The sequence below is a fragment of the Caulobacter sp. FWC2 genome (genome assembly GCF_002742625.1).
In the GTDB taxonomy this organism is placed as follows: Bacteria; Pseudomonadota; Alphaproteobacteria; order Caulobacterales; family Caulobacteraceae; genus Caulobacter.
The window spans coordinates 1,364,317-1,385,716 of the sequence record NZ_PEBF01000001.1; the positions used below are offsets into that span (position 1 = coordinate 1,364,317).

General features: G+C 64.7%; 29 protein-coding genes. 27 read left to right on the plus strand and 2 right to left on the minus strand.

The window, feature by feature from the left end; genetic code table 11:
* Positions 1 to 18: 18 nt before the first annotated feature.
* Positions 19 to 321 (minus strand): helix-turn-helix domain-containing protein, encoded by a 303-nt coding sequence (locus tag CSW62_RS06585; protein ID WP_158235394.1) that lies wholly within the window; start codon positions 319 to 321, stop codon positions 19 to 21.
* A 111-nt stretch (positions 322 to 432) separates the two neighbouring features.
* Here CSW62_RS06585 and CSW62_RS06590 point away from each other — a divergent pair, with 111 nt between their 5' ends.
* On the plus strand, positions 433 to 609 hold the full coding sequence (locus CSW62_RS06590) for a helix-turn-helix transcriptional regulator (RefSeq protein WP_158235395.1): 177 nt from the start codon (positions 433 to 435) through the stop codon (positions 607 to 609).
* Between the two features lie 445 nt (positions 610 to 1,054).
* Here the strand turns inward: CSW62_RS06590 and CSW62_RS06600 are convergent, their stop codons facing one another.
* Positions 1,055 to 1,291, minus strand: coding sequence for a hypothetical protein (locus CSW62_RS06600; RefSeq protein WP_099576363.1), 237 nt, complete (start codon positions 1,289 to 1,291; stop codon positions 1,055 to 1,057).
* 594 nt (positions 1,292 to 1,885) lie between these two features.
* Here CSW62_RS06600 and CSW62_RS06605 point away from each other — a divergent pair.
* The 26 genes from CSW62_RS06605 (at position 1,886) to CSW62_RS06720 (ending at position 21,392) form a co-directional block, all read left to right on the plus strand.
* Positions 1,886 to 2,347: a hypothetical protein gene (locus CSW62_RS06605; RefSeq protein WP_099576364.1), complete on the plus strand. Its 462-nt coding sequence runs from the start codon at positions 1,886 to 1,888 to the stop codon at positions 2,345 to 2,347.
* Positions 2,344 to 2,607: a hypothetical protein gene (locus tag CSW62_RS26075; RefSeq protein WP_143324347.1), complete on the plus strand. Its 264-nt coding sequence runs from the start codon at positions 2,344 to 2,346 to the stop codon at positions 2,605 to 2,607. The genes CSW62_RS06605 and CSW62_RS26075 overlap by 4 nt, the downstream gene beginning before the upstream one ends.
* Before the next feature lie 171 nt (positions 2,608 to 2,778).
* Complete coding sequence (locus CSW62_RS06610; RefSeq protein ID WP_099576365.1) at positions 2,779 to 3,048, plus strand: DUF2312 domain-containing protein; 270 nt, start codon at positions 2,779 to 2,781, stop codon at positions 3,046 to 3,048.
* Between the two features lie 3 nt (positions 3,049 to 3,051).
* A complete protein-coding gene (locus tag CSW62_RS06615; RefSeq protein ID WP_099576366.1) occupies positions 3,052 to 3,516 on the plus strand; it encodes a hypothetical protein in 465 nt (154 codons plus the stop codon).
* Positions 3,517 to 3,789 carry a hypothetical protein gene (locus CSW62_RS06620; RefSeq protein ID WP_099576367.1) on the plus strand — a complete coding sequence of 91 codons (273 nt, stop codon included), beginning with the start codon at positions 3,517 to 3,519 and terminating at the stop codon, positions 3,787 to 3,789.
* Positions 3,786 to 4,172: a RusA family crossover junction endodeoxyribonuclease gene (locus tag CSW62_RS06625; protein WP_099576368.1), complete on the plus strand. Its 387-nt coding sequence runs from the start codon at positions 3,786 to 3,788 to the stop codon at positions 4,170 to 4,172. The genes CSW62_RS06620 and CSW62_RS06625 overlap by 4 nt, the downstream gene beginning before the upstream one ends.
* Positions 4,169 to 4,651, plus strand: coding sequence for a helix-turn-helix domain-containing protein (locus tag CSW62_RS06630; RefSeq protein ID WP_099576369.1), 483 nt, complete (start codon positions 4,169 to 4,171; stop codon positions 4,649 to 4,651). Before CSW62_RS06625 ends, CSW62_RS06630 begins: the two co-directional genes overlap by 4 nt.
* Complete coding sequence (locus CSW62_RS06635; RefSeq protein WP_099576370.1) at positions 4,648 to 6,003, plus strand: DNA methyltransferase; 1,356 nt, start codon at positions 4,648 to 4,650, stop codon at positions 6,001 to 6,003. The genes CSW62_RS06630 and CSW62_RS06635 overlap by 4 nt, the downstream gene beginning before the upstream one ends.
* Positions 6,000 to 6,287 (plus strand): helix-turn-helix domain-containing protein, encoded by a 288-nt coding sequence (locus tag CSW62_RS06640; protein WP_099576371.1) that lies wholly within the window; start codon positions 6,000 to 6,002, stop codon positions 6,285 to 6,287. Before CSW62_RS06635 ends, CSW62_RS06640 begins: the two co-directional genes overlap by 4 nt.
* Entirely contained in the window at positions 6,284 to 7,147 is an 864-nt protein-coding gene (locus CSW62_RS06645; protein ID WP_143324348.1) for a DUF1376 domain-containing protein, read from the plus strand. Before CSW62_RS06640 ends, CSW62_RS06645 begins: the two co-directional genes overlap by 4 nt.
* Positions 7,044 to 7,790, plus strand: coding sequence for a hypothetical protein (locus CSW62_RS06650; RefSeq protein WP_143324349.1), 747 nt, complete (start codon positions 7,044 to 7,046; stop codon positions 7,788 to 7,790). The genes CSW62_RS06645 and CSW62_RS06650 overlap by 104 nt, the downstream gene beginning before the upstream one ends.
* A gap of 25 nt (positions 7,791 to 7,815) precedes the next feature.
* Positions 7,816 to 8,412: a transcription termination/antitermination protein NusG gene (locus tag CSW62_RS06655; RefSeq protein WP_099576374.1), complete on the plus strand. Its 597-nt coding sequence runs from the start codon at positions 7,816 to 7,818 to the stop codon at positions 8,410 to 8,412.
* Positions 8,412 to 8,825, plus strand: coding sequence for a nuclease (locus tag CSW62_RS06660; protein ID WP_099576375.1), 414 nt, complete (start codon positions 8,412 to 8,414; stop codon positions 8,823 to 8,825). The genes CSW62_RS06655 and CSW62_RS06660 overlap by 1 nt, the downstream gene beginning before the upstream one ends.
* Positions 8,826 to 9,299: 474 nt before the next feature.
* Complete coding sequence (locus CSW62_RS06665) at positions 9,300 to 9,734, plus strand: SprT-like domain-containing protein (RefSeq protein WP_099576376.1); 435 nt, start codon at positions 9,300 to 9,302, stop codon at positions 9,732 to 9,734.
* A gap of 87 nt (positions 9,735 to 9,821) precedes the next feature.
* On the plus strand, positions 9,822 to 9,980 hold the full coding sequence (locus tag CSW62_RS26345; RefSeq protein WP_158235396.1) for a hypothetical protein: 159 nt from the start codon (positions 9,822 to 9,824) through the stop codon (positions 9,978 to 9,980).
* 3 nt (positions 9,981 to 9,983) lie between these two features.
* Positions 9,984 to 10,472, plus strand: coding sequence for a hypothetical protein (locus CSW62_RS06670; RefSeq protein ID WP_199170528.1), 489 nt, complete (start codon positions 9,984 to 9,986; stop codon positions 10,470 to 10,472).
* Entirely contained in the window at positions 10,459 to 12,012 is a 1,554-nt protein-coding gene (locus tag CSW62_RS06675) for a terminase family protein (RefSeq protein WP_158235397.1), read from the plus strand. Before CSW62_RS06670 ends, CSW62_RS06675 begins: the two co-directional genes overlap by 14 nt.
* A 2-nt stretch (positions 12,013 to 12,014) precedes the next feature.
* Positions 12,015 to 14,063 carry a portal protein gene (locus CSW62_RS06680; RefSeq protein ID WP_099576378.1) on the plus strand — a complete coding sequence of 683 codons (2,049 nt, stop codon included), beginning with the start codon at positions 12,015 to 12,017 and terminating at the stop codon, positions 14,061 to 14,063.
* 33 nt (positions 14,064 to 14,096) lie between these two features.
* Positions 14,097 to 15,014 carry a hypothetical protein gene (locus CSW62_RS06685; protein WP_099576379.1) on the plus strand — a complete coding sequence of 306 codons (918 nt, stop codon included), beginning with the start codon at positions 14,097 to 14,099 and terminating at the stop codon, positions 15,012 to 15,014.
* Between the two features lie 58 nt (positions 15,015 to 15,072).
* Complete coding sequence (locus tag CSW62_RS06690) at positions 15,073 to 16,311, plus strand: P22 phage major capsid protein family protein (RefSeq protein WP_099576380.1); 1,239 nt, start codon at positions 15,073 to 15,075, stop codon at positions 16,309 to 16,311.
* Positions 16,312 to 16,370: 59 nt separating this feature from the next.
* Positions 16,371 to 16,733: a hypothetical protein gene (locus CSW62_RS06695; protein ID WP_099576381.1), complete on the plus strand. Its 363-nt coding sequence runs from the start codon at positions 16,371 to 16,373 to the stop codon at positions 16,731 to 16,733.
* 79 nt (positions 16,734 to 16,812) lie between these two features.
* On the plus strand, positions 16,813 to 17,505 hold the full coding sequence (locus tag CSW62_RS06700; RefSeq protein ID WP_099576382.1) for a hypothetical protein: 693 nt from the start codon (positions 16,813 to 16,815) through the stop codon (positions 17,503 to 17,505).
* Positions 17,493 to 18,899, plus strand: a complete 1,407-nt coding sequence (locus CSW62_RS06705; RefSeq protein WP_143324350.1) for a packaged DNA stabilization protein — start codon at positions 17,493 to 17,495, stop codon at positions 18,897 to 18,899. Before CSW62_RS06700 ends, CSW62_RS06705 begins: the two co-directional genes overlap by 13 nt.
* Positions 18,899 to 19,288 (plus strand): hypothetical protein, encoded by a 390-nt coding sequence (locus tag CSW62_RS06710; RefSeq protein ID WP_099576384.1) that lies wholly within the window; start codon positions 18,899 to 18,901, stop codon positions 19,286 to 19,288. The genes CSW62_RS06705 and CSW62_RS06710 overlap by 1 nt, the downstream gene beginning before the upstream one ends.
* A complete protein-coding gene (locus tag CSW62_RS06715) occupies positions 19,285 to 19,995 on the plus strand; it encodes a hypothetical protein (protein WP_099576385.1) in 711 nt (236 codons plus the stop codon). Before CSW62_RS06710 ends, CSW62_RS06715 begins: the two co-directional genes overlap by 4 nt.
* Positions 19,986 to 21,392, plus strand: a complete 1,407-nt coding sequence (locus tag CSW62_RS06720; RefSeq protein ID WP_099576386.1) for a hypothetical protein — start codon at positions 19,986 to 19,988, stop codon at positions 21,390 to 21,392. Before CSW62_RS06715 ends, CSW62_RS06720 begins: the two co-directional genes overlap by 10 nt.
* The last annotated feature ends 8 nt before the right edge of the window (positions 21,393 to 21,400 follow it).

Here is a 21,400-nt window from a genome sequence, read left to right on the forward strand (position 1 = left end):
TCCAGCCGCTATGCGGCGCTAGCTGACCTTGAGTAGGGCCTTGGCGATCTCGACGACCTGAGCCTTCTGTGTGCTGCTCATCTTGTCGTAGAAGTCCCAGATCTCTTCCGAGGCCTGGGCTTTCGGATCGACCTTCAGAAGGTCAGCCGGTTCGCAACCGAGCGCGTCGGCGGCGCGCTCCAGGAATTCTTGATCGTACTTCCGGGTGCCCTTCTCGATCCTAGACAGGTTGCCCTGGTTGATCTGGACACGCTCGGCGAGCTGGACCTGCGACAGGCCGCGGTGCTTCCGCCATTCGCGAATGAAGTGAGATTGTCCCATGGGCATATTGTGCCCGTGGCGACGTTCTGCCCCGATATCTCGGCTGACATATTCCGCTTGCATCAAAATATGTCCATGTGACATATTCCGAGTATGACGCTCGACCAGCATATGACCGACCACAAGCTCACCGATGCGAAGCTGGCCGAAATGGTCGGCGTGACCCAGCCGCACATCTGGCGCATCCGAAAGCGTAAGGCCAGGCCGTCGCCCGACGTAGCCAAGCGCATCGAGGGCGTCACGGGAATTCCTGCGTCCGAACTCGTGTTCGTCGACGTGGCGCGGTGAAGGCAAGCTAGATGCCCCTGCACCCCCCACAAGCCTCGCAGGCCCGTTCCAACTCCTTGATCGCCATGATCGGTGAGGGCGCTCCCTCGCGGGGTCGTAGCGCCTTCAAGCTGGCGACGGCCCGCCGCATGTTCACGCCGCAACGCGCGGTGTCGAGCTGCGTTGGCCGGTTGGTGGCCAGGATCGACGCCAGCGCCAGCCGCACGGCGGGCGCTTCGGATCGGTCGGAGGGGAACTTTAGAACGGTCGCGGCGGGTTCTGACATGTCCCAGACTCGCGGCTCTGGTTGCGCCAATTCCGGACGTGACGGCGTTAACGAATTCACTCGTTTTGGGTTCGCTGGGGCCTTGGTCCTGACAGGCACGATGTCGAATACGCTGACGCGCGGCATTGCTTCCCCCAACCCGAAGGCGAGCGAGCAACAGACCAGTCGCAACCAATACGGTCAAGCCTTCGCGGTTTCGGCCAGCTTCGTGAAGAAGGCCTGGAGCACGTCCTTCACTTCGGAATGGGTTTCGGAGGCGGTGTTGGCCTTCTCGCGGGCCTCGATGTCGAGGACGTGGCCTTTGACGTTCATCGCCGCGACGGCCTGCCGCGATTTCGGCAGTGCGCGGATGATGGAGTCGGCCAGCGCCGTCACGACGCCTAGCGCGATCTCGTCTCTCTCGGGTTCTTCGGTCATGGCGCCGCTTATTGGCGCGAGCATTGCCGAAAACAACGCACCTGACGTGGCCGTTCATAGTGAACGACAACCCACCGTCGAAAATGGCCGTTTCGCCGCACCTTCGCGTCCCGAGATCGGGGCCTGACGATGGGCAGGGGGCAATCACACAACCAGATCGACCGGAAAGCCGCTCCCCCGGCTGGCTGCGTCGCGGCGCGCGGGGGCTTGGCCTTACCCGCTGGGAATGGACCCCGCGCGTCTTCACCCTCCAACACCTTTGCCGGCGTCGCCTTCCCTCTGACGACGGCAATTGCGCGCGGCCCGATTGGTCCCTCCCGCCGCGTCCGGGTCGCGCGCACCCACTTCAAAGGCGGCTCCCATCAGCCGGCTAGCCATGACGCGGCCCGCATGGGCGCGAGCGGCCAGCTCGTCGGAGCGTCGCTGATCCTCGGCCGCCTGGGTCGCGTATCCGATGACCCTCAGCCAGTCCCCACCACTCATCACCATCCCGCCCACACCGCGCGGCCCGCCTGCCGCGACGGGGGGACAATCCCCCTTTTGAGTTTCCGCGTCGCGTTCGAACAAAAACCCAAAATGAACAGGCTCGCCTAGATGACGAAAATCCGCGAACCGCTGTCGGTCGCCGATGCGATCACCGAGATTGCTAAGACGGTCGGCTGGGAAGAATCCGCCGCCATCGTCGGCCTCACCGTCCGTACGATCGCCTACTGGTCGGACCCGGAAGATCCGCGTGAGCCGAAGCTTTCGCAGGCCCTGGCGCTAGACGCTGCCTATCGCGCCAAGACCAAGAGCGACTATGCGCCCGTCCAGGCCGCGTACGCCTATCAGCTCGACGTGCTGCAGGCGCCAGTCGGCAATCGTGAGCAGCTTCGCCAGATCGTCGGCGAGTTGGTCAAGGAGGCTGGGGAGGCCGTGTGCGCGGTGCTCCACGCCAGCGACAACCCCGATCCGAAGGCTGAGCGCGAGGCCATTCGCGAACTCGATGAAGCCGCCGAAGTCATCGGCCGCGCCCGCGCCGCCATCGTGCCGTTCCCGAAGGCCGCTGCGTCATGACCCCGGTAGCCGTCACCGTCACCCGCCACGCCAAGAAGCGCGTGCATCAGCGGTTGGGCCTGCCGAGCCGCGCCGTGGTTCGCGCCGCCGCCCGCGCCCTCCGCGCCGGCCTCTCCAGCCGTGAAGTCGGCAAGGAGCTTCGGATCACCTCGACGCCAAGGCTGGCCAGAACGCTGAGATTTTCCGGGTCTACAGGGGCGCTGTCTTCGCGTTTGCCGTCGTCGGCGACACCGCATCGCTCATCACCGCTTGGCCCCTGAGCAAGGAGCTTCAGCCGTGAGCCGCATCCGCTGGTCCCGCATAGCCGCGATCGCCGCCGCCATCGGCCTCTGGATCCTCATCGTCATCGCCGTCCGACACTTCGTCTAGCGGCCAGGCCCAAGCGCTCGGGGGCCTTCAAGACCGACGCACAAGGAGAGGGGCTTTCTCTCATGTCTGACGACACTACCCCGCACGCCGACGTTCTCGGCCAAACCGCCCAGGCGCAAATCAAGTCCATCATCGACCGCGTCGAGCGTCTGGCCGCCGAAGAGGCCGAAATCCGCGAACAGAAGAAGGAGGTCTACGCGGAGGCCAAGGGTAACGGATTCAACGTCCAGATCCTGAAGGCCGTGGTCCGCCTTCGCAAGGTCGATCCGGCCAAGCGTCAAGAGGCTGACGCCATCCTCGACCTTTATCTCAGCGCCATCGGGGAGATCTAGGTCATGACCACGATCGCATACCGCGACGGCGTCCTGGCGGCGGACACTCAATCCACCTGCGGCAACCATCGTCAGCCTGGAGAGGCAATAAAGGTGGCCGTCGGGCCGATGGGCCTCGGCACCGCCTGCGGTAGCGCCGCCTTCTGTGAGACTTGGCTGGCCTGGGTTCGTGGCGATGAGCCTGAGCGCCCGGTTCCGGAACGCGCCGATGAGCACGGCGGTGACTGCGGCATCCTAATCCATCGGGACGGACGACTTCAGCTGTTCGAGCACAACGGCGCGCATTTTCCGGCGGGTGCCTACTTCGCCGAAGGCACGGGCATGGGGCCTGCCCTCGGCGCGCTCTACCATGGGGCCACCGCAGAGCAGGCGATCGAGGCGGCTATCGCGCTGGACGTCTTCTCCGGCGGTCGGGTCATGGCTGTTCGCCTAGCCGATATTCCGGCCACCCAGGCGGAGGCCGCATAGATGTCCGCCGCCGTCCACACCACTCCCAAGGCCGCCGTCGGCGTGGACGGCGCACAGCAGCGTTCATGGCTTTCGGCGGTCGGGGAGGAGCTTCGCCTTCTCTTTGGTCGCCGGACTCCGACGCCGCACGAGGCGGCTCAAGTTCTGGGCCGAGCCGCCGCTGCAAAGCGCCAGCGCGACAACCTCACGCTTGAGGAGCGTAAGGCCGACAAGATCGCCCAGCTTCGCGCCGAATGCGACGCGGGCTTGGTCTGTGGACGGCCGCGCCAATGATCACCTTCAGCCTGCCGTTTCCGCCCGGCGTCAACAACCTCTATCCACAGGTCAAGACCAAGACCGGCTTTCGGCGGATCACGTCCAAGGAATACGCGGTCTGGCAGAAGGCGGCCGGCTTGATGGTTCCTCGCCAAGCGAAGGGCGCAGCGCCGCAGTGGTTCCGCGTCGCGCTGTCCTTCGACCGGCCCGACAAGGGCAACCGCGTAGACCTGGACGGCAGGATCAAGGTTGTCCTCGACCTTCTGAAGAAGACCGGCGTCATCGCCGACGACCGCTGGAACGACGGAATGACCGTCGCGTGGTCCTCGCCCTGCACGGCGCCCGTCTATCCCACCCAACCCATGGTCCAGGTGACCATTGAGCCCCTGGAGGCCGCATGAGCCCCGAACTTCGCAGCTTCATGTACCAGAAGCGCGGCGCGGGTGTGCCGTGGCATCACATCGCCGTCATGGCCGGAAAGCCGCTTTCGCTCTTCGCACCGTACATCGCCCTAGAGCGCGGCTACGCGGCCACGAAGGCAAAGCGCGATGCTGAGACCGAGGAGGCCAAGGCTAAGAAGCGGACTAAGGCTCCGGTCCCCGGCGAGATCTTCGTTCCGCCGCCCATCATGCCTGCACTCGCTGAGGAAATCGCGGGCCTCTACGGCGTCACCGTGAGCGACATCATGGGGATTAAGCGCGTGCGAGGCATATCCCTCGCCCGCCAACACCTCATGTGGGTCCTGACCCAAGACGCGAAGTTCTCGACGTCCAAGGTTGGGCAATTCCTCGCCGGCCGCGACCATTCCACCGTCCTGTATGGCGCCAAGAAGCACGCCGAACGCTTGGCTGGCCTTGGCAAGGGGAGGGCTGCGGCTTGAAGTCCGTCACCATCCACCACGGCGACAGCCGCGACGTCCTGAAGGGCCTCGCCGACAACTCGATCGACAGCGTCGTGACGGATCCGCCGTACGCCCTGGTTTCGATCGTGAAGCGCTTCGGCGGCAAGAACGCTTCGGCCGCCAAGAGCGAGGGGGCCAGTGGCGTCTACAAGCGCGCGTCTGCTGGCTTCATGGGCCAGACCTGGGACACGGGCGAGACCGCCTTTGATCCCGAGTTCTGGGTCGAGGTGATGCGCGTGCTCAAGCCGGGCGGCCACCTGATCGCGGCCAGTGCGACGCGCACCTATCACCGCCTGGCCGTGGCGATCGAGGACGCCGGGTTCGAGATCCGCGATATGATCAGCTGGCTGTACGGCTCGGGCTTTCCCAAGTCCCACGACGTCAGCAAGGGCATCGACAAGGCGAATGGTGACGCCCGCCCGGTGACCGGCTCAAGGCTATCGGAGGGCGGTCGCGGCGGCTCTACAGCATCGGTCGGCCAGTCGCTTATTGACGCCGGCCGCGTGATTGAGATCACGGCGGCGGCCTCGGCGGCCTCGGCGGCCTCGGCGGCTTGGGAAGGCTGGGGCACCGCCCTCAAGCCCGCCTGCGAGCCTTGGGTTCTAGCCCGCAAGCCGCTGGGCGGTACGGTCGCGGCCAACGTGCTCGAGCACGGAACCGGCGCGCTCAACATCGACGCGTGCAGGGTCGAAGCGCCGCAAGGCCTGACGGGCGGTGGAAGTCGTCACGGATCTCCGCTCCACATGGACCGCGCGGCTGGCATCAATCGGGTTAACGAGCGCTCTGAAGCGCACGTCGCCGGGCGCTGGCCTGCCAACGTAATCCACGACGGCAGCGACGAGGTGGTTGACGCCTTCCCGGACGCTCCTGGTCAACAAGGCGATCTAAACCCCACCGGCCGCGCGCGGCCAACGAAGACCTGCCTTGGCGATATGGCGCCCCCGCTGGCGTCCGCCGCGCGCGGCGACAGCGGGTCTGCAGCCCGCTTCTTCTACAGCGCCAAGGCCGATGCAGACGACCGCCTGGGCTCCAAGCACCCGACAGTCAAGCCGATCGACCTGATGCGCTACCTCTGCCGGCTGGTGACGCCGCCCGGCGGTGTCGTGCTGGATCCGTTTGCGGGTTCGGGCTCAACCGGCGTCGCCGCAATGCTGGAGGGCTTCGAGTCCATCCTGATCGAACGCGAGGCGGCGTACGTCGCCGACATCGAGCGCAAGGTCGCCTTCTACCGGGGCGAGGGCCGGCTGGCCGCCCAGGAGAAGGGAAGGGTTGGATCCGAGTCCGCCGATGCGCTCCCTCTCTTCGCTAATGGGACAGGAGAAGCGGCATGATCGTCTACCTGTCGCTCTGGCGCGGGAAGGTGTCCCTAAAGCGCTCCATGCGAGACATCGCTCACCAAGTGTCCGCTGCCTACGGCTTCACGCTCGATGAGCTGCGGGCCGACACCCAGCGGCGAGAAATCGTCCACGCACGTCAGGAGGCCATGGCTTCCATGGCCCAGCAGCCGGGGGCCAACAAGTCGGCGATCGGCCGTTTCTTCGGACGCACTAGTTGGACGGTGCTGCATGCCATCCGCGCTCACAAGGCCCGCATGGGCGAGCTGGAGGCTGCGTGAGCGCTCCGCCCTACATGAAGCTCTATGTCGCCGACTACCTGGGCGACACACACCACCTCGGCGCCCTGGAGCACGGGGCTTACCTGCTGCTGCTCATGGGCATGTGGCGGGCTGGCGGCTCACTCCCAGCGGCCGACGCCAACCTGTCGCGCCTGGCCCGCTGCACCCCTGCCGAATGGGATGCGATCAAGGGCGTGATCCTGCCGTTCTTCACCCGGTCACGCGGCAAGCTGACCCATGGGCGGCTGGCGGCGGAAATCGCCAAGTACGAAAGCACTTCCGGTAAGCGCTCGGAGGCGGGAAAACAGGGTGCATCCAAAAAGTCCAATAAGAACAACGCGCAGTCCCAAGCAATTGCTTCCGAAGATGAAGGCAATTGCCGACATAACCAGAACCAGAACCAGAACCAAAACCAGATAGAAGTTGTTGCTGTAGTAGAGGCGCGGGCGCCGCTCGACGTTTCGGTCGACGATTGGCCGAAGGGCGACGCCAGTGCGCTGGCCGGCGACCTGAAGGCGCTTGACCGCAACATCGACCCCGATCGGAAGCAAGGCCTGATCCTCACGGTCGGCGAGATCTCCCGCTGGAGGTCGCTCGGCTATTCCTGGTTCCTCGACGTGATCCCCGCTGTCCAGGCCCATGGGGCAAGGGCGGGTCCAGACCCCGTGAGCACGTGGAAATTCTTCACGCCTGCCATCGAGCGAAACCACGCCAACCGAACCCGCCCCATCGACCCCGTTCAGCAGAGCCGACCCCATGAACGCCATGACGCCAGTTCAGCAAAGTTCGCCGCCAAACAGCGAAATCTCGCTGTCGCCGCAACTGTCGAGCCTGCTCGACGGGAGCGGTTCATCGGATGAGGCTGTCGCGGCGATCGCGGCAAACCCGGTGCTGCTGACGGAGGCGGCAAGGGCGCTTCCGGCGCTGAAGGCCAGGGCGACCGATCCGGCAGGCTACCATGGCGTCAAGCGTGTCATCGGACGGCGGTTCGCGCTGTTCCCGCAGCCGGAGCGCTCGGACGGCGAGTGGGCGGAGTTCTGGGCGGACTATACCGACGTGCTGGGCGACCTGACCGAGGGTGCAGTTGAGGCGGCGATGGCGGCATGGGTTCGTCGGCCGGATGCTGAATTTCTGCCCAAGCCAGGCAAACTGCTGGAACTGGCCAGGACCACGCCAAACCGCGCCGTTCGGTCGTACGAGCGCGCCAAGGCGGCGATGGACTACAAGCCGCCGCGCCGGCCGCACCCTGCGGACTCGGATCCGAACTACATCGACCCGTCCATACGCCCGCTGCTTCAGACCTCAACCGGCCGCGTAGAGCCCACGGCGGAGGATAAGGCCCGCGTCCGCGCCCAGCTCGCGCATTATCTCGCCAAGGACGACGAGCGCCGAACCCGGTCCAAGTCGGTCCAGGCTCCTCGCCCTGACGTGTCTGGACGTGTCGACGAGAGCGGCATCACTCCGCAGCTTCGCTCCCTTCTCGAACGCCAAGCCCAAGCCTGACCTCAAGACACCCGGGGAATCCACTATGACCAACATCACGAAGACTGAGGTCGATGACCTGACCCACAAGTTGAGCGACGATGGCCTGATGGCCCGCCCCGCGCTCGGCATGGGCTGGTACGCGATCAAGGCCAAGCCGACCCGCGAGGCCAGCTTTCTCGCCGGGCTGAAACGCCTGAAGCTGGACACCTATCGTCCCGTCTCGACCCATTTCGTCCGCAAGCGGTCGGGCAAGGTGACGATCAAGCGGCCGATCTTCCCCGGATACGTGTTCGTCTGCTGCTCGATCGCCGACCACTATGAGCCGATCCGCGATCTAGACGGCTTTGGGCGCTTCGTTCATCGCGCTGGCACGGTCAATCCGTTCCGCTTCCCTGACATGAAGATCGGTGACCTCATGATGCGCCAGCGCTTCGGCGAGTTCGACGACCCGACTCCGAAGGAGGGGAAGTATCGTCCCCAGAAGGGCGACCGCGTCCTAGTCGTGGCGGGCAAATGGTACGGCTATTTTGCCGAGGTGCTGGGCTTGGTCACCAAGAAGAACCGGGCCAAGCTGCAGTTCGACCTGGGCGGCGCGCCGCAAGAGGTCGAGTTCACCCAGATGACGCCCGAGGCCGTCTGATGCGCGCGCTGATCATCGCTGCCGGCCTGGCGCTCACCGCTGGCGCCGCCCATGCCGACCCGTGCGAGGCCCCGGTGAGCGGCTATCGCGCCGGCCAGGTCATCGCTGGGCCGGTGATCTACGCTGGCGATGGGGATTCGCTTTGCGTCGCCTTGGGCCGCGACCGGGCGCAATGGGTCGAGATCCGCGAGGCCCGTTGGTTCGCCCCGGAGCTGCACGAACCCGGCGGTCGGGAGGCGAAGCGCGTCATGGATCGCCTCGTCGGCCGGCGTGCCGTCTGCATCGTCGAGCGCGGCCAGAACGGCCGGACATCCAGCTACGACCGAGTCATTGCCGCCTGCAGTGTTGACGGCAGGCCTATCGCCGAGCACATGAGACGCGACGGTATCGCCGAGGGCGGGCGAGGGCGCTGAACACCACCCCTTGCGCCAAGCCGCGAACCAGGGCACAACATAGGCAATGGCCTTCGCTTCGGCGTGGTCCTGGACGAGGGCTGAGGGCCTAGGCCCGATAAGACGGTAGCTCGCTAGACGGGCAGGCCCCCCAGACGGAAAGCCGGTTAGGCCTGATGGCCGTCCGCGCTTTTCATATCTCAGAAAATGCGCCCCGGCGCCCGTATTTCCCGCCCTTCCTCATCCCCTCATCTTGTGAAGCCCCCACGACGAGCCGGGGAGGGGCGGGAATTCACCTTCGCGCCGCCGCAACAACGCCACCCCATGCCCGGTAGACCGAGGCCTCAGCAAAGAGGCGGCAGGCGCGAAACCCATAGGAGGCCGGCATGAGCTTGATCGCCATCTTAGGCCTGCTCGCCGCCGGTCTCGTCATCGGCGCCTTCCTGGTACTCTTCCTGGTTTGCGCCACGGCCAAGCACGTCATGGGAAAAGCCCTTGGCTGGTAAGTCCGACGCCGACCATATCGTATGGATCGAGCGTGGATGGCAGCCAGTCAGCATCGGCTTCTGCCCTAGCAAGAAGGCCTGGCGCCGCGAAATGCGCCGCATTGGCCAGAGCGAGCCGTACCCGAACACCGCCGGCCGGGCGAGCTTCTATCGCCACAAGGGCAGCGCAGGCGCCATCGTCACCCTCGGAGACCATCTTGAGGAGGCTCACAGTCGCATCGAGATCGCTGGTGTCTTGGCTCACGAGGCCACGCACGTCTGGCAACATGTCCGCGAGGAGATCGGCGAAGAGAAGCCGTCGCCTGAGTTCGAAGCCTACGCCGTGCAAGCGATTTTCCAGCAGCTCTATCAGGCATGGCTCGACACCCGCGCGCCCGACGAGATGAAGGCCGCCTGCGCCAAGCGTATGAAGGCCAAGAAGTAAATCCCGACCGCCAAAAATCCCGCATGTGTCTGGAGCTACGGCCAGGGCCAGCGTTGGGATGGCGGAAAGGCCTAGGAGATCCGAGACATGTCCGACTACGTGACCCAGGCCCTTCAGCTTCGCCTCGCCGACCTTGAAGGTAAGCTCAAGGCCAGAAAGGGCCAAGCCGGCTTTGCCGAGAACGTCGAGGAGCTGAAGGCCGCTATCGCCGCGCTGAAGGCCGAAATCGCGAGCCGCGAGGGCTAAGACGTGGGGCGGCCATCAGACTACACGCCGGAGATAGCAGAGGAACTCTGTAACCGCCTTGCCAAGGGTGAAAGCCTTCGCGCCATCTGCCAGGGCGACCGCCAGACCGATGTCGGGTTCCTTCCGTCTGAGACGACGGTTCGACGATGGCTCGCCGGTAATGAGGAATGGAACGAGGACTTCCGGCGGCAATACGCGCAGGCGCGCGAGGCCCAGGCGGACTTTCAGTTTGATCGAGCCATGACCATCGCGGATGGGGCGACAGTCGATAGCGTTCCTGTCGCTCGGCTTCAAATCGACACCATCAAGTGGCAGACCGCTAAGTTGGCTCCCAAGAAGTACGGCGAGCGCGTCGTCGCCGAGATTGGCGGAATCGACGGGCGGCCCATAGAGACAAACGACAGCTTGGTCGCCGCGAAACTTGCGGCAATCCTTGCTGTTGCTGAGGCCAGAAAGCGCAAAGCGGAAGATGGGGCTGATGCGGGCGACTGATATCGCCGATCTACTTCCCTACATGACCGACGATGAGCGTGCCGAGGTCGGCAAGCTCCTTTCGACAGACAAGGCGCTCTGGCGCCCTCAGCCGGGACCGCAAACCGACGCCTACTTCTCAGAGGCGGACATTACTGGCTACGGCGGCGCAGCGGGCGGCGGCAAAACCGATTTGATGTGCGGAACGATGCTGACGCAGCACGAGCGCGGCATCATCTTCCGTCGGGAAGCCACTCAGCTTGTCGGGATCATCGACAGGCTCGCCGAGCTGCTCGGCTCGCGCCATGGCTACAACGGCCAGGACAAGATCTGGCGCATCCCGGGAAAGCAGGTCGAGTTCGGCTCGTTCCCGCATGCCGGCGATGAGGCGAAATACCAAGGCAGGCCGCACGATTTTATCGGGTTCGATGAGGCGACGAACCTCTTGGAGAGCCAAGTCAGGTTCCTGCTGGGGTGGTTGCGGACCACGACTCCTGGCCAGCGATGCAGGGCTCTACTGACGTTCAATCCGCCCACGACTTCGGACGGCCGCTGGGTCATCGACTTCTTCGGCCCTTGGTTGAACGCCCAGCATCCCAACCCGGCCAAGCCAGGAGAGTTGCGCTGGTTTGCCACCATCGCCGGAGCAGATGTCGAGGTCGAGGACGGCCGCGAGTTCGTGATCGCCGATGGTGAGCCCCGATACGAATTTGATCGAAAGCGGTATCGGCGCGAGGAGATCATCAAGCCCTTGTCGCGGACCTTCATTCCGTCGCGAGTGACAGACAATCCGTTCCTGACCGGTACTGGCTACATCGCTCAGCTTCAGGGCCTGCCTGAGCCGCTTCGCTCACAGATGCTCCGCGGCGACTTCATGGCCGGCGTCGAGGATGACCGATGGCAGGTCATCCCGACGGCTTGGGTCGAGGCAGCGCAAGCGCGCTGGACCCCGAAGGATGCCAAGGGGCCGATGGATAGCCTTGGTGTGGACGTGTCGCGTGGTGGGCGAGATGAGACGATCATAAGCCCGCGCCACGGCGCTTGGTATGACGAACTCACCGTCATGCCTGGTACGGCGTCGCCTGACGGCCCAACTGTCGGCGGCCAGGTTCTGATGAAGCGTCGCGACAAGGCGCCTGTCCACATCGACATCGTAGGTTGGGGCTCAAGCCCTTACGACTGGCTGGTCGGGCAGGAAATCCAAACCATCGGCGTCAACGGCGCTGAGGGTACCGACGAGCGGACAAAGGATGACACGCTCGGCTTCTACAATGTCCGCGCCCGAGATTGGTGGCGCCTTCGCGAAGATCTGGACCCGGAAAACCCCGACCCGATCGCACTTCCGCCCGACCCAAAACTGAAGGCCGATCTCTGCGCGCCTCGTTGGAGGCCCACGCCGCGCGGGATCCTGATCGAAAGCAAAGAGGAAATCCTAAAGCGCCTGCGCCGCAGCCCTGACCGGGGCGACGCGGTCGTGCTCGCGCGTCGGATGACTGCCAAGCGCGCCCTGGAGCGCCGCGTAAGACCGCAGCGCAGCGGATCAACCTGGATGGGAGCATAGACATGGCTGAAGACGCCAACGCCTATACCATCCCGGATGGCTTCGAGGACGAAGACGCTTTCTGCCAGTGGGTGCGTGAGGAATTTCAGGCTGACCTTGACGCCGATCGCCTGAACCGCGACGCGACACTTGAAGACATGGAATTTCACGTCGGCAAACACTGGACCGACGCCGACCTGGCCGCTCGCAAGGGCAAGCCCTGCCTGACGATCAACGACCTCCCGCAGAAGGTGGCGCAGGTCACGGGCGACATCCGTATCAACCGCCCGGCTATCAAGATCTCGCCGGCCGAAGAGAACGACAAGGCAGAGGCCGATATCCGCGAGGGCCTGGTCCGCCAGATCGAGCGCGAGTGCGATGCTCAAGGCATTTACGTCGGCGCAGGCGAAACCCAGGCCATCGGCGGCGTCGGAGCGTTTGAGGTCGACATCGATTTCGCCGACCCACGCAGCTTTAACCGCGTCATCCGCCTCAAGAGCATCCCGAACCCGCTCAGCGTGGTCTGGGATCGCATGAGCGTGGAGAAGACCGGCCGCGACGCTGGGCATGTCTGGGTCAGCGACGTCATGACCCGCAAGGCCTTCGACAAGGCCTATCCGGACAAGGTTCCGTCCGACCTGACCTCCGACATGGCGCAGGCCGATTGGTGCACGACGGACACCGTCCGCGTCACCCGCCTGTGCATGATGAAGGAGACCAAGGTCGAGATCGCCCTTCTGGAGGACGGCTCGGTCGTTGACGCGGACAAAGTACCGGAGGGCGCAACGGTTCTTCGCAAGCGCGAGACGGTGCGAAAGTCCTGCTGCATCTACCTGACCAACGGTCACAGCATCCTGGCCGAACCGGTCGAGTGGCCCATCGACCGCGTTCCGGTGATCAAGGTGACGGCCAACGAATTGTGGGTCGGTGATCGCCGTGTACGCTGGGGTCTCGTGCGCTTCGCCAAGGACCCGGCGCGCCTCAAGAACTACTGGCGTTCGGTCTCGGCAGAATCCCTCGCCCTGGCCCCGAAGGCGCAGTGGCTTATGCCGCAGACCGCCGCCTCGCCCAACGACGACTTCCGCGACGCAGCGGAGAACGGCGACACCGTCCTTCCGTACGACGCCAACAATAGGCCCGAGCGCGTCAACCCGCCGCCGATCTCCGCCGCCGTCCTGAACGAAGCCGCCATGGCTTCACAGGACATGAAGGACGTCACGGGCATACATGACGCCAGTCTGGGCATCCGCTCGAACGAGACTAGCGGCAAGGCGATCCTGGCCCGCCAACGCGAAGGCGACGTTGCGACCTACGTCTATGGCGATAACCTCCGTGCTTCCATCAGGGCAGGTGGCGACGTCATCAACCAGCTTCTGCCGATCACCTATGACACCAAGCGGATCATTACGATCCTGGGTAAGGATGAGGTGGCCAAGGCCGTCAACCTGAACGACCCGAACGATCCGCAGTCGATCAAGTTTGGTGACAGCAAATACGACGTGGTGATTGACACCGGTCCTTCGTACACCACTCAGCGCGTCGAAGCCGCTGAGACCCTGACCAGCCTGGCGCAGTCCATGCCGATCCTTGGCCAGGTCGCGCCGGACCTCATCATCAAGTCGCACGACATTCCGCTGGGCAACGAGATCGCTGAGCGCCTTCACAAGAGCCTGCCGCCTCAGCTCACTGCGGATCCAAACCAGCCGCAACAGCCGCCTCCGCCGAACCCCGCCCAAGAGCAGGCGCAGAACATGGCGCTCCAGAAGGCGCAGCTTGACCTGCGCGAACAGAACGCCAAGGCGCGCAAAGCGGAGGCTGACGCCGACAAGGCCGAGGCCGATGCTGCTGTCGCCATCGCCCAGGCTTCGATGACCGGCGTCAACCCGCACGAGCACGCTCCGCTCTCGGCTCCGCTGGAAATGCCCGGTGCGCCGCCGCAGGACCAATTCGCTCCGGCGCCGCCGATGAGCGCGCCCATGTCATCGCTGGCGACCCAGCCTGCGCCGACTTTCGAGCAGGGACCGGCCAGCCCTGAACAACTCGCCCCCGGCCAAGGCTTCCAGGCGGCCTAAGCCCTGAACCCGCCGTAAGGCGCAAACCCCACCATGACCGACACGACCAACGGAGCGGACCTGTCCGCCTCTGACGACTTCGCCGCGTTCGAAGCCTCGATCGACAACCCTGCGACCGAAGTTCCGGCCGAGGAGCCCAAAGCCGCCGATGCCGAACCGGAGCCCGCTCCGTCGGCAGAGGGAGACGGGGACAAGCCTTCGGATCCTGCTGAAGGCGATGAACCCCAACCCGAACCGGAAGCCGCCGCCAAGCCGAAGAAGACGGCGCAGCAGCGCATCGACGAGCTCACCTGGAAGGCCGCTGAGGCCGAACGCCGCGAGCAAGCCATCCAGAAGCGGCTGGAAGAGGCTCTTGCCGGCAAGGCCCCTCCGACCGATCAGCGCCAGGCCCAGACCGACGGCGCGCCCGACCCGAACGACTACGAATTCGGTGACGAAGACGCCGCCTACATCCGCGACCACGCCCGCTTCGAAGTCCGGCAGGAGATGCGCCGCGAATTCGACGCGGAGCGCCAGCGCGAACAAGCCGACCAAGCCCTCGCCAAGTCCCGCGAGGCCTTCTCTCAACGCAAGGCCGAGGCGTTCCCCGACGGCGATCCTGACGGCTTCACCGCCTTCTGCGCCCTACCGGAAGTGCCCACCGGCCTGAACGACATCATCATGGTGTCCGAAGTCGGACCGCAGCTCGCGGACTACTACGGCGCCAACAAGAACGAACTCGAACGCCTGTCAGCCTTGCCGCTGCACCTTCAGGTCTACGAGATCGCCAAGGTCGAGGGCCGTCTGGCCGCCACGACCGCCGCACCGGCTCAAGCCGAGACCACGCCCCCACCGAAACCCAAGATCGCGACCGATGCGCCTTCTCCGGCGCCGCAAGTCCGTGGATCCGGCGGCCAGTTCAAGGTCTCGCCCGACACCGACGACTTTTCGGCGTTCGAAAAGGCCTACTAGCGGCTTCGCGGTCCTTCCCTGACAGCGCCGGTGCGCCGGCAAGCAAGGACCATCTCACATGGCCAATGGCTTTCTCTCCCCCAAGGTCTTCGCCAACGCGGGCCTTAAGTTCCTCAAGAACAACCTCGTTCTCGCCAAGCTGGTCGACAACGAGGGCGTCGACAAGACGTTCGATCCGGGCTCCGGAACGGGCCTGACGGTCTACGTCAAGCGTCCGCCGGAGTTCATCGTCCGCGATGGTCGCACCGCTTCGCCGCAAGACGTGATCGAAGGCGAAATCGCCGTGAACCTCGACAAGCAGAAGGGCGTGGACGTGCAGTTCACCTCGGTCGAGGAGACGCTGAACGTCAACAAGCTGCTGAAGTCGCGGGTCCTGAACTCGGCGATGGGCCAGCTCGCCACTCAGATCGACCTCGACCTGATGGACCAGACGCTGGAGTTCCCCAACTGGGTCGGCACGCCGGGCAACACCCTGTCGAGCCCGACGCAGTTCTTCGCCGCTCCGCAGCGCCTGGACGAGCTGGCCATCCCGGCCACCGATCGCTATGCGGTCATGACCCCGGGTGACGGCTATGGCGTCGCCGGCTCGCTGCTGGCCAACGCGGCCATGTCCGACAACGACATCGCCACGAGCGCCCTCAAGAAGGCCAAGATCCCGATCATCGGGAACACCGAGCCTTACATGAGCCAGACGGTCCGCACACTGACCACCGGCACGCGCAACGCCACCGGCACGGTCAACGGCGCCTCGCAGAACGTCACGTTCCTGTCGGTGCGCTCGGGCTACCAGCAAACCCTGATCGTCGCGGGCCTGGGTAACGCCGGCACGGTCAAGCGCGGCGAAATCTTCACCATCGCTGGCGTCTTCGCCTGCAACCCGCGCACCAAGGACACGCTGCCCTACCTGGCGCAGTTCGTGAACCTGGCCGACGTCACCGCCGACGGTTCGGGCAACGCCACCCTGACGATCGCCAATCCGATCATCACGAGCGGCGCCTACCAAAACGTCTCGGCCGCCCCCGCCAACGGTGCGACCATCACCTGGCGCGGCACGGCGAGCACGTCGTACGCCCAGAACACGGCGTTCCACGCGACTGCCCTGAAGCTGGTCAGCGCCAAGATGATCATGCCCTACACCGGCGAGGCGTCTTACGCGACCGACCCGGATACCGGCCTGACCATCCGCTACTGGCGCTATTCGGACGGCGCCAGCGACACCCACAATCACCGTTTCGACGTGATCTACGGCGTCAAGAACATCGATCGCCGCCTGGGCACCCGCTTCAGCGGCGCGTGATCGACCTGGGCGGCCTTCGGGTCGCCCACCCCCATCCCCCAAGCACGAAAGGACTCCCCATGGAGTTCATCGAATACCCGAAGATGCTCGTGCGTGAAGGCGTGGAGCGCATCGTCGAAACTGCTGAGCAAGATGCCGCCGCCGTCGCCGAAGGTTTCAAGTTCGTCGGGGCAGGCAAGCTTCCCGAGGGGACGCCCGCCAGTTCCGCAGATGCCGTCTCGCCGCCCAAGGCCTTCGAAGAGTACCCGAAAATGCTCTTCAAGGGCGAACAGCACATCATCGTCGCTGGCGAAGACGAGGAGCTGACCGCCCTGGAGGCTGGCTACGCCGGCCACGATCAAGACCCGCTCGACCACGATGGCGACGGCAAGAAGGGCGGCTCTCGTGGCCGCAAACCGAAGACCGAAACGACCGAGGCCTGATCCCCACCTCGGCCCAGCGTCCGGCCCTTGATCAGATCTCACGGCGCCGGACGCGCCCCTTTCTCCGGGAGGTGACCGCATGTCGACTTGTCGCGACATCCTGACCGACGCCTACCGCGAGATTGGCTCCTATGCCAACGAAGCGATGAGCGCTGCTGACGAGCGCAACGGCATGCGCCGGTTCAACGCCCTGATGGACGACTTGGCGGGCCTTGGGGTCGGCGAGAAGCTGCGAGACGTCGATCTTGCGCTCTACCCCGAGATCGACGCGGCCTGCATGCCCAACAACCTGCGCCTCCTGGCTTCGACGGGCGGCATAAACCTCTCGTTTCCGGTGGCGCCAGAGAACGGCAGCCGCTTTTCGGTCGTGGATGTCAACGGCATGTTCGCGGCCTCGCCGGTCACGATCAGCCGCAACGGTCGTAAGGTTGAGGGGGCGGTGGCGGACCTTACCGCTAACACCGCCGGATTCAATCGCACTTGGATGTACCGTGCTGACCTGGCCGACTGGCGCCGCGTCACCGAGCTGTCCAGCAACGACGAATTCCCGCTCGCTCGGGACTGCGAAGACGCCTTCACTGTCATGCTGGCGATGCGCCTTGCGCCGACGGATGGCGCATCGGTCCAGGGTGAGACGACCGTCGCCTTTCAGCGCGCTCAAGGCGCTCTGCGAGCCCGTCACCGTCAGGTCCGCAACGTCTACGTCGATCCGGTGCTTACGCGCCGTGGCTATCAGGCCTTTCCGCAGGGGCTCAATCCTTGGCCGCGATAGCGCTTGCCAAGGGGCGATATGTCAGGTCGGAGAACATTCCGGCCCGGCCGCTGAACATGATCTTCGAGGCTGACCCGACGAACGTTGACGATCAGGTGTCAATGATCAGCCGGCCAGGCCTTAGCTACCTGGGCAATGCGGGCGGTGGCTTCATCGCCGGTCTCATCCGCCGCGAGAATGCCAACGACGACGTTTTCGGTGTCTCGGGTGAGTTCTATTTCGCGGTCTCGTCAAGCGGCGCGGTCTCGGTCGGCAGTGGCGGGATTTCTGGATCAAGCCGCGTCCGCATGGCCACCGACGGCGCAAACACGATGATCGTCCGCAGCGGTACGCTCTACTGCAAGCCTGGAAGCGGCCCCCTGGACGTTGTGGCACTACCTGACACCTCGCAAGCGTCGGATGTCGTGTACCTTGCCGGCCGGTTCTGGGTTTCGATCAAGAGCACCGGCCGGGTATACTTTACCAATCCTGGCGAAACGACGATTGACCCGCTGAACTATTTCACGGCCGAGTCCTCTCCGGACGCCATCCAGGGCCTTGGCGTCGATGACGACCAACTGATGATCCTCGGTCGCTCCTCAATTGAGTGGTGGACGCCGACCGGTGACCCCGACCTTCCGGCGCAGCGCGTGGTGGGGCGCCATTCTCCGGCTGGCCTCGCTAGCGTCTTCAGCCTGGCCACGACAGACGCGGGTTTGGCCTGGGTAGGAGATGACGGGATCATCTATCGGTCGGGCGGCATTCCGACGCCGATCAGCCAGCCGGACATAGCCGAAGCGATAGCGCGCGGCCGATTGATTGCTAACGACAACGACCCAGCCACCACGCTCAATGGCTGGTCCTTTACCCTGGAGCAGCACGTCTATTATGTGCTCGATGTGCCGGGTGAGGGGACGCTGGCATACGATTTCACGACGGGTCAGTGGTCGGACTTCGGCACGAACGGCAAGAGCCTGTTCATGGCCGGCTGCGGGGCCAAACTGGCCAAGGGCAAGTGGATCACCGGCGGATCCTTCGACAGCAAAATCCGCCAGATCACGCCCACGGCCCTGACAGATGACGGCACGCCGCTGGTGCGCGAGTTCTTCGGGCTGACCCGATCGCGCACCACCCTACGGTTTTCAAACGTCTTCACCGAGTGCTCGGTTGGCGGCGCAGGCTTGGCCTATCCCAGCGACGATCCAAAGCTGGCGATGCGATACAGCGACAACGAGGGCAAGACCTGGTCGGAATGGCAGTACGCCTCGCTTGGTCGCCAAGGTCAGTACAACCGCAAGCCCACCTTCAAAAACCCGACGAAGATGCGCTTTGGCACTCGCATCTGGTGTTGGCGAATGTCTGACCCTGTACCGTTCACGGTGCACACCGCCGGCTACAACGAGAAGCTCACCTGATGGCGGCAACCTTCAAATTCCCCGCCTTGGAGCTATCGCGCGCCATCGTCCAGCGTGACGGCACGCCGACGCCTGGCTTCCAAATCTTCTGGCAGAACCTGGGCAAGGCCATCGAGACCCAGGAGGGTGCTCAGGATGACCTGCTAACCATGCTGCAGGCGGCCATTGCCGACATTGCGGCGCTACAGACCAGCCAGAGCGATCAGATCGACTACCTGAACGCGTTCGCTGAGTGGATGACGGACTTCGTCAACGCCACCACCTCGCGCACCGCCTACCTGCAAATCTGCGTCGCGGTTCTCGCTACAGCGACCAGCACGACCCTCCCGCCGCCCGATCCGCCACTTCCGGACTATCCAGGGCCGGCGCCAACGCCGCCAACGCCATGATCGAACGCACGAGCAGCGCAGACTTTCTCAATGACGTCGCCAATCACCCCGATGTTCGCTCCGCGCTCGGTGGCCATGGGATCATAGACCTCTCGGAACTTCTGCGAGACGAGAGCAACATTGCCCTTGTCGCTCCGGAAGGGGGGTTCGTCTACGTGCACCTTGGCGGGCACGTCTACGAGGTGCACAGCATGTTCTTGCCTGGCGCGAAAACTGCTGTCGCTGCCGCAAGGGCAAGTCTGGCCTACATGTTCACCCAGACCGAGTGCCTGGAGGTCGTGACCCGCGTTCCCGCCCCGAACCTGTCGGCTCTTGGCCTCGTCAGAGCGTGCGGTTTTGACAAACTATTCACGCGGCGCGGCGGCTGGACGGACGGGACTGACTTCACGGTCTACGGCCTGACGCTCGATCGCTGGGTTCAGCGCTCGGACGTTTGTCGGCGCGAGGGCGAGGCTTTCCATGAGCTGATCGAAGCAGCGCTTGGGCATGAGAACCATCCCGAGGACGAGGCGCACGACCGGGCGGCGGGTGCGACGGCTTTGATGTTCAAGGCCGGCAAGGCGCTGAAGGCGGCCTGGACTTACAATAAGTGGGCGTTGATCGCGGGCTACGGCCTGATCACCCCCATAGGCGCGGACCAGATGGACATCGGGAACGCTGTGATTGGCTTGCGCGGAGACGTGCTGGAGGTTGTGAAATGCCAGTAGGCGGTGCAATTCTGGGTTCAGCCGTTGTTGGCGCGGGCGCGAGCGCGTACGCGTCAAGCAAGGCGGCCAAAGCCTCACAGAGCGCGACCGACGCGACGCTTCAAGCCAATCGCGAGGCCCTGGCGACGCAACAGGCCAATACCGCCGTAGCGCGTGCTCAGGGTGATGCTGCCCTCGGCCAACTCGGTGACCGCCTCGGTGTCAATGCTCCCGCCGGCCCCAAGGCGGGCGACCAGAACTGGACTGCCTATCTCGCCGCGCATCCAGACGTCGCGGCGGCGGTAAAAGATCCGAACGGCGGCTTCAATGGCGCGACCGAAGCCGAGCGCGCCGCCGACCACTTCAGCCGCTATGGCCAAGCCGCCGGCTACAGCGTGCCGGCCTATACCGCCGAAGAGGCCGCATCGGCGGCGCCCAAGACCGACGTTCAGCTTTCGGACGCGGCGAAGGTCGGAACCTACACGCGTCCGGCCGATCAAGCCGCTCCAGCCGCCTACACGCCGGACACCTACACCGGCCAGGAGTACAAGGCCCCGACCTATGCCGCGACTTCATACGCGGCTGGCGACTACACCCGCCCGGACTACAATCCCAAGCTTGACGTGTCGCTGGAGGCCTTCAAGAGCTCGCCCGAATACCAGGCGGCCCTCTACGACATCAACAGGCAGTCCGGAGCCGCTGCTTCGGCGCTGGCGGCGACTGGCGGCCTGCAATCCGGAGCGGCTTTGAAGCGCCTCCAGGAGATCGGCCAGGACAACACCGTCAAGTACTACGGCGACTATCGTGACTTCACGACCGGCCAGTACAATACGGACCGCAATCGGTCGGACTCGAACTTCAACTACGACACCGGTCTGAAGTCGTCGAACGCGCTGAACTACGACCAACTGAACGCTCAACAGCGTCAAGCCTACGACCAGTTGAACAGCGGCAACGCGCTGAACTATGCGCAGCTCAACAGCGGCAACAAGCTCAACTACGACCAGTTGAACTCCGGCAACAAGCAGAACGCCGCGACCATGGCAAGGTCCGATTACCAGTACGGCCAGGGCCGCGCCGATCAGAATTTCAACACCGACCGCGCCTACGGCACCGATCTGGCGCTGAACAATCGCACCTATGAGACCGGTCGATACGACGTTGGCACCAACAACCTCTTCAACCTCGCCAACATCGGCCAGGGCGCGGCGGCGCAAACCAACACCGCCGTCCAGAACGGGGTGAACACGACTTCGAACGCGCTGTTCTCGAACGCCGCCAACCAAGGCAACGCCGCGCTGTCCAGCGCCAGCAACCTCAACGGCCTGCTGAGCACCGGCGTCAATGCCTTGAGCTACTACAACGGCCTGAAGGCCCCCGCCGCCGCCCGCACGGGCGCCTACGGCCCCAGCGTCTAGGAGATCGA

Excerpts from the sequence above, each read along its gene's own strand:
- CSW62_RS06585 (WP_158235394.1), bottom strand. The coding sequence starts at position 321 with ATGGGACAATCTCACTTCATTCGCGAATGGCGGAAGCACCGCGGCCTG.
- CSW62_RS06590 (WP_158235395.1), top strand. The coding sequence starts at position 433 with ATGACCGACCACAAGCTCACCGATGCGAAGCTGGCCGAAATGGTCGGC.
- CSW62_RS06600 (WP_099576363.1), bottom strand. The coding sequence starts at position 1,291 with ATGACCGAAGAACCCGAGAGAGACGAGATCGCGCTAGGCGTCGTGACG.
- CSW62_RS06605 (WP_099576364.1), top strand. The coding sequence starts at position 1,886 with ATGACGAAAATCCGCGAACCGCTGTCGGTCGCCGATGCGATCACCGAG.
- CSW62_RS26075 (WP_143324347.1), top strand. The coding sequence starts at position 2,344 with ATGACCCCGGTAGCCGTCACCGTCACCCGCCACGCCAAGAAGCGCGTG.
- CSW62_RS06610 (WP_099576365.1), top strand. The coding sequence starts at position 2,779 with ATGTCTGACGACACTACCCCGCACGCCGACGTTCTCGGCCAAACCGCC.
- CSW62_RS06615 (WP_099576366.1), top strand. The coding sequence starts at position 3,052 with ATGACCACGATCGCATACCGCGACGGCGTCCTGGCGGCGGACACTCAA.
- CSW62_RS06620 (WP_099576367.1), top strand. The coding sequence starts at position 3,517 with ATGTCCGCCGCCGTCCACACCACTCCCAAGGCCGCCGTCGGCGTGGAC.
- CSW62_RS06625 (WP_099576368.1), top strand. The coding sequence starts at position 3,786 with ATGATCACCTTCAGCCTGCCGTTTCCGCCCGGCGTCAACAACCTCTAT.
- CSW62_RS06630 (WP_099576369.1), top strand. The coding sequence starts at position 4,169 with ATGAGCCCCGAACTTCGCAGCTTCATGTACCAGAAGCGCGGCGCGGGT.
- CSW62_RS06640 (WP_099576371.1), top strand. The coding sequence starts at position 6,000 with ATGATCGTCTACCTGTCGCTCTGGCGCGGGAAGGTGTCCCTAAAGCGC.
- CSW62_RS06650 (WP_143324349.1), top strand. The coding sequence starts at position 7,044 with ATGAACGCCATGACGCCAGTTCAGCAAAGTTCGCCGCCAAACAGCGAA.
- CSW62_RS06655 (WP_099576374.1), top strand. The coding sequence starts at position 7,816 with ATGACCAACATCACGAAGACTGAGGTCGATGACCTGACCCACAAGTTG.
- CSW62_RS06660 (WP_099576375.1), top strand. The coding sequence starts at position 8,412 with ATGCGCGCGCTGATCATCGCTGCCGGCCTGGCGCTCACCGCTGGCGCC.
- CSW62_RS26345 (WP_158235396.1), top strand. The coding sequence starts at position 9,822 with ATGTCCGACTACGTGACCCAGGCCCTTCAGCTTCGCCTCGCCGACCTT.
- CSW62_RS06675 (WP_158235397.1), top strand. The coding sequence starts at position 10,459 with ATGCGGGCGACTGATATCGCCGATCTACTTCCCTACATGACCGACGAT.
- CSW62_RS06680 (WP_099576378.1), top strand. The coding sequence starts at position 12,015 with ATGGCTGAAGACGCCAACGCCTATACCATCCCGGATGGCTTCGAGGAC.
- CSW62_RS06685 (WP_099576379.1), top strand. The coding sequence starts at position 14,097 with ATGACCGACACGACCAACGGAGCGGACCTGTCCGCCTCTGACGACTTC.
- CSW62_RS06690 (WP_099576380.1), top strand. The coding sequence starts at position 15,073 with ATGGCCAATGGCTTTCTCTCCCCCAAGGTCTTCGCCAACGCGGGCCTT.
- CSW62_RS06695 (WP_099576381.1), top strand. The coding sequence starts at position 16,371 with ATGGAGTTCATCGAATACCCGAAGATGCTCGTGCGTGAAGGCGTGGAG.
- CSW62_RS06700 (WP_099576382.1), top strand. The coding sequence starts at position 16,813 with ATGTCGACTTGTCGCGACATCCTGACCGACGCCTACCGCGAGATTGGC.
- CSW62_RS06710 (WP_099576384.1), top strand. The coding sequence starts at position 18,899 with ATGGCGGCAACCTTCAAATTCCCCGCCTTGGAGCTATCGCGCGCCATC.
- CSW62_RS06715 (WP_099576385.1), top strand. The coding sequence starts at position 19,285 with ATGATCGAACGCACGAGCAGCGCAGACTTTCTCAATGACGTCGCCAAT.
- CSW62_RS06720 (WP_099576386.1), top strand. The coding sequence starts at position 19,986 with ATGCCAGTAGGCGGTGCAATTCTGGGTTCAGCCGTTGTTGGCGCGGGC.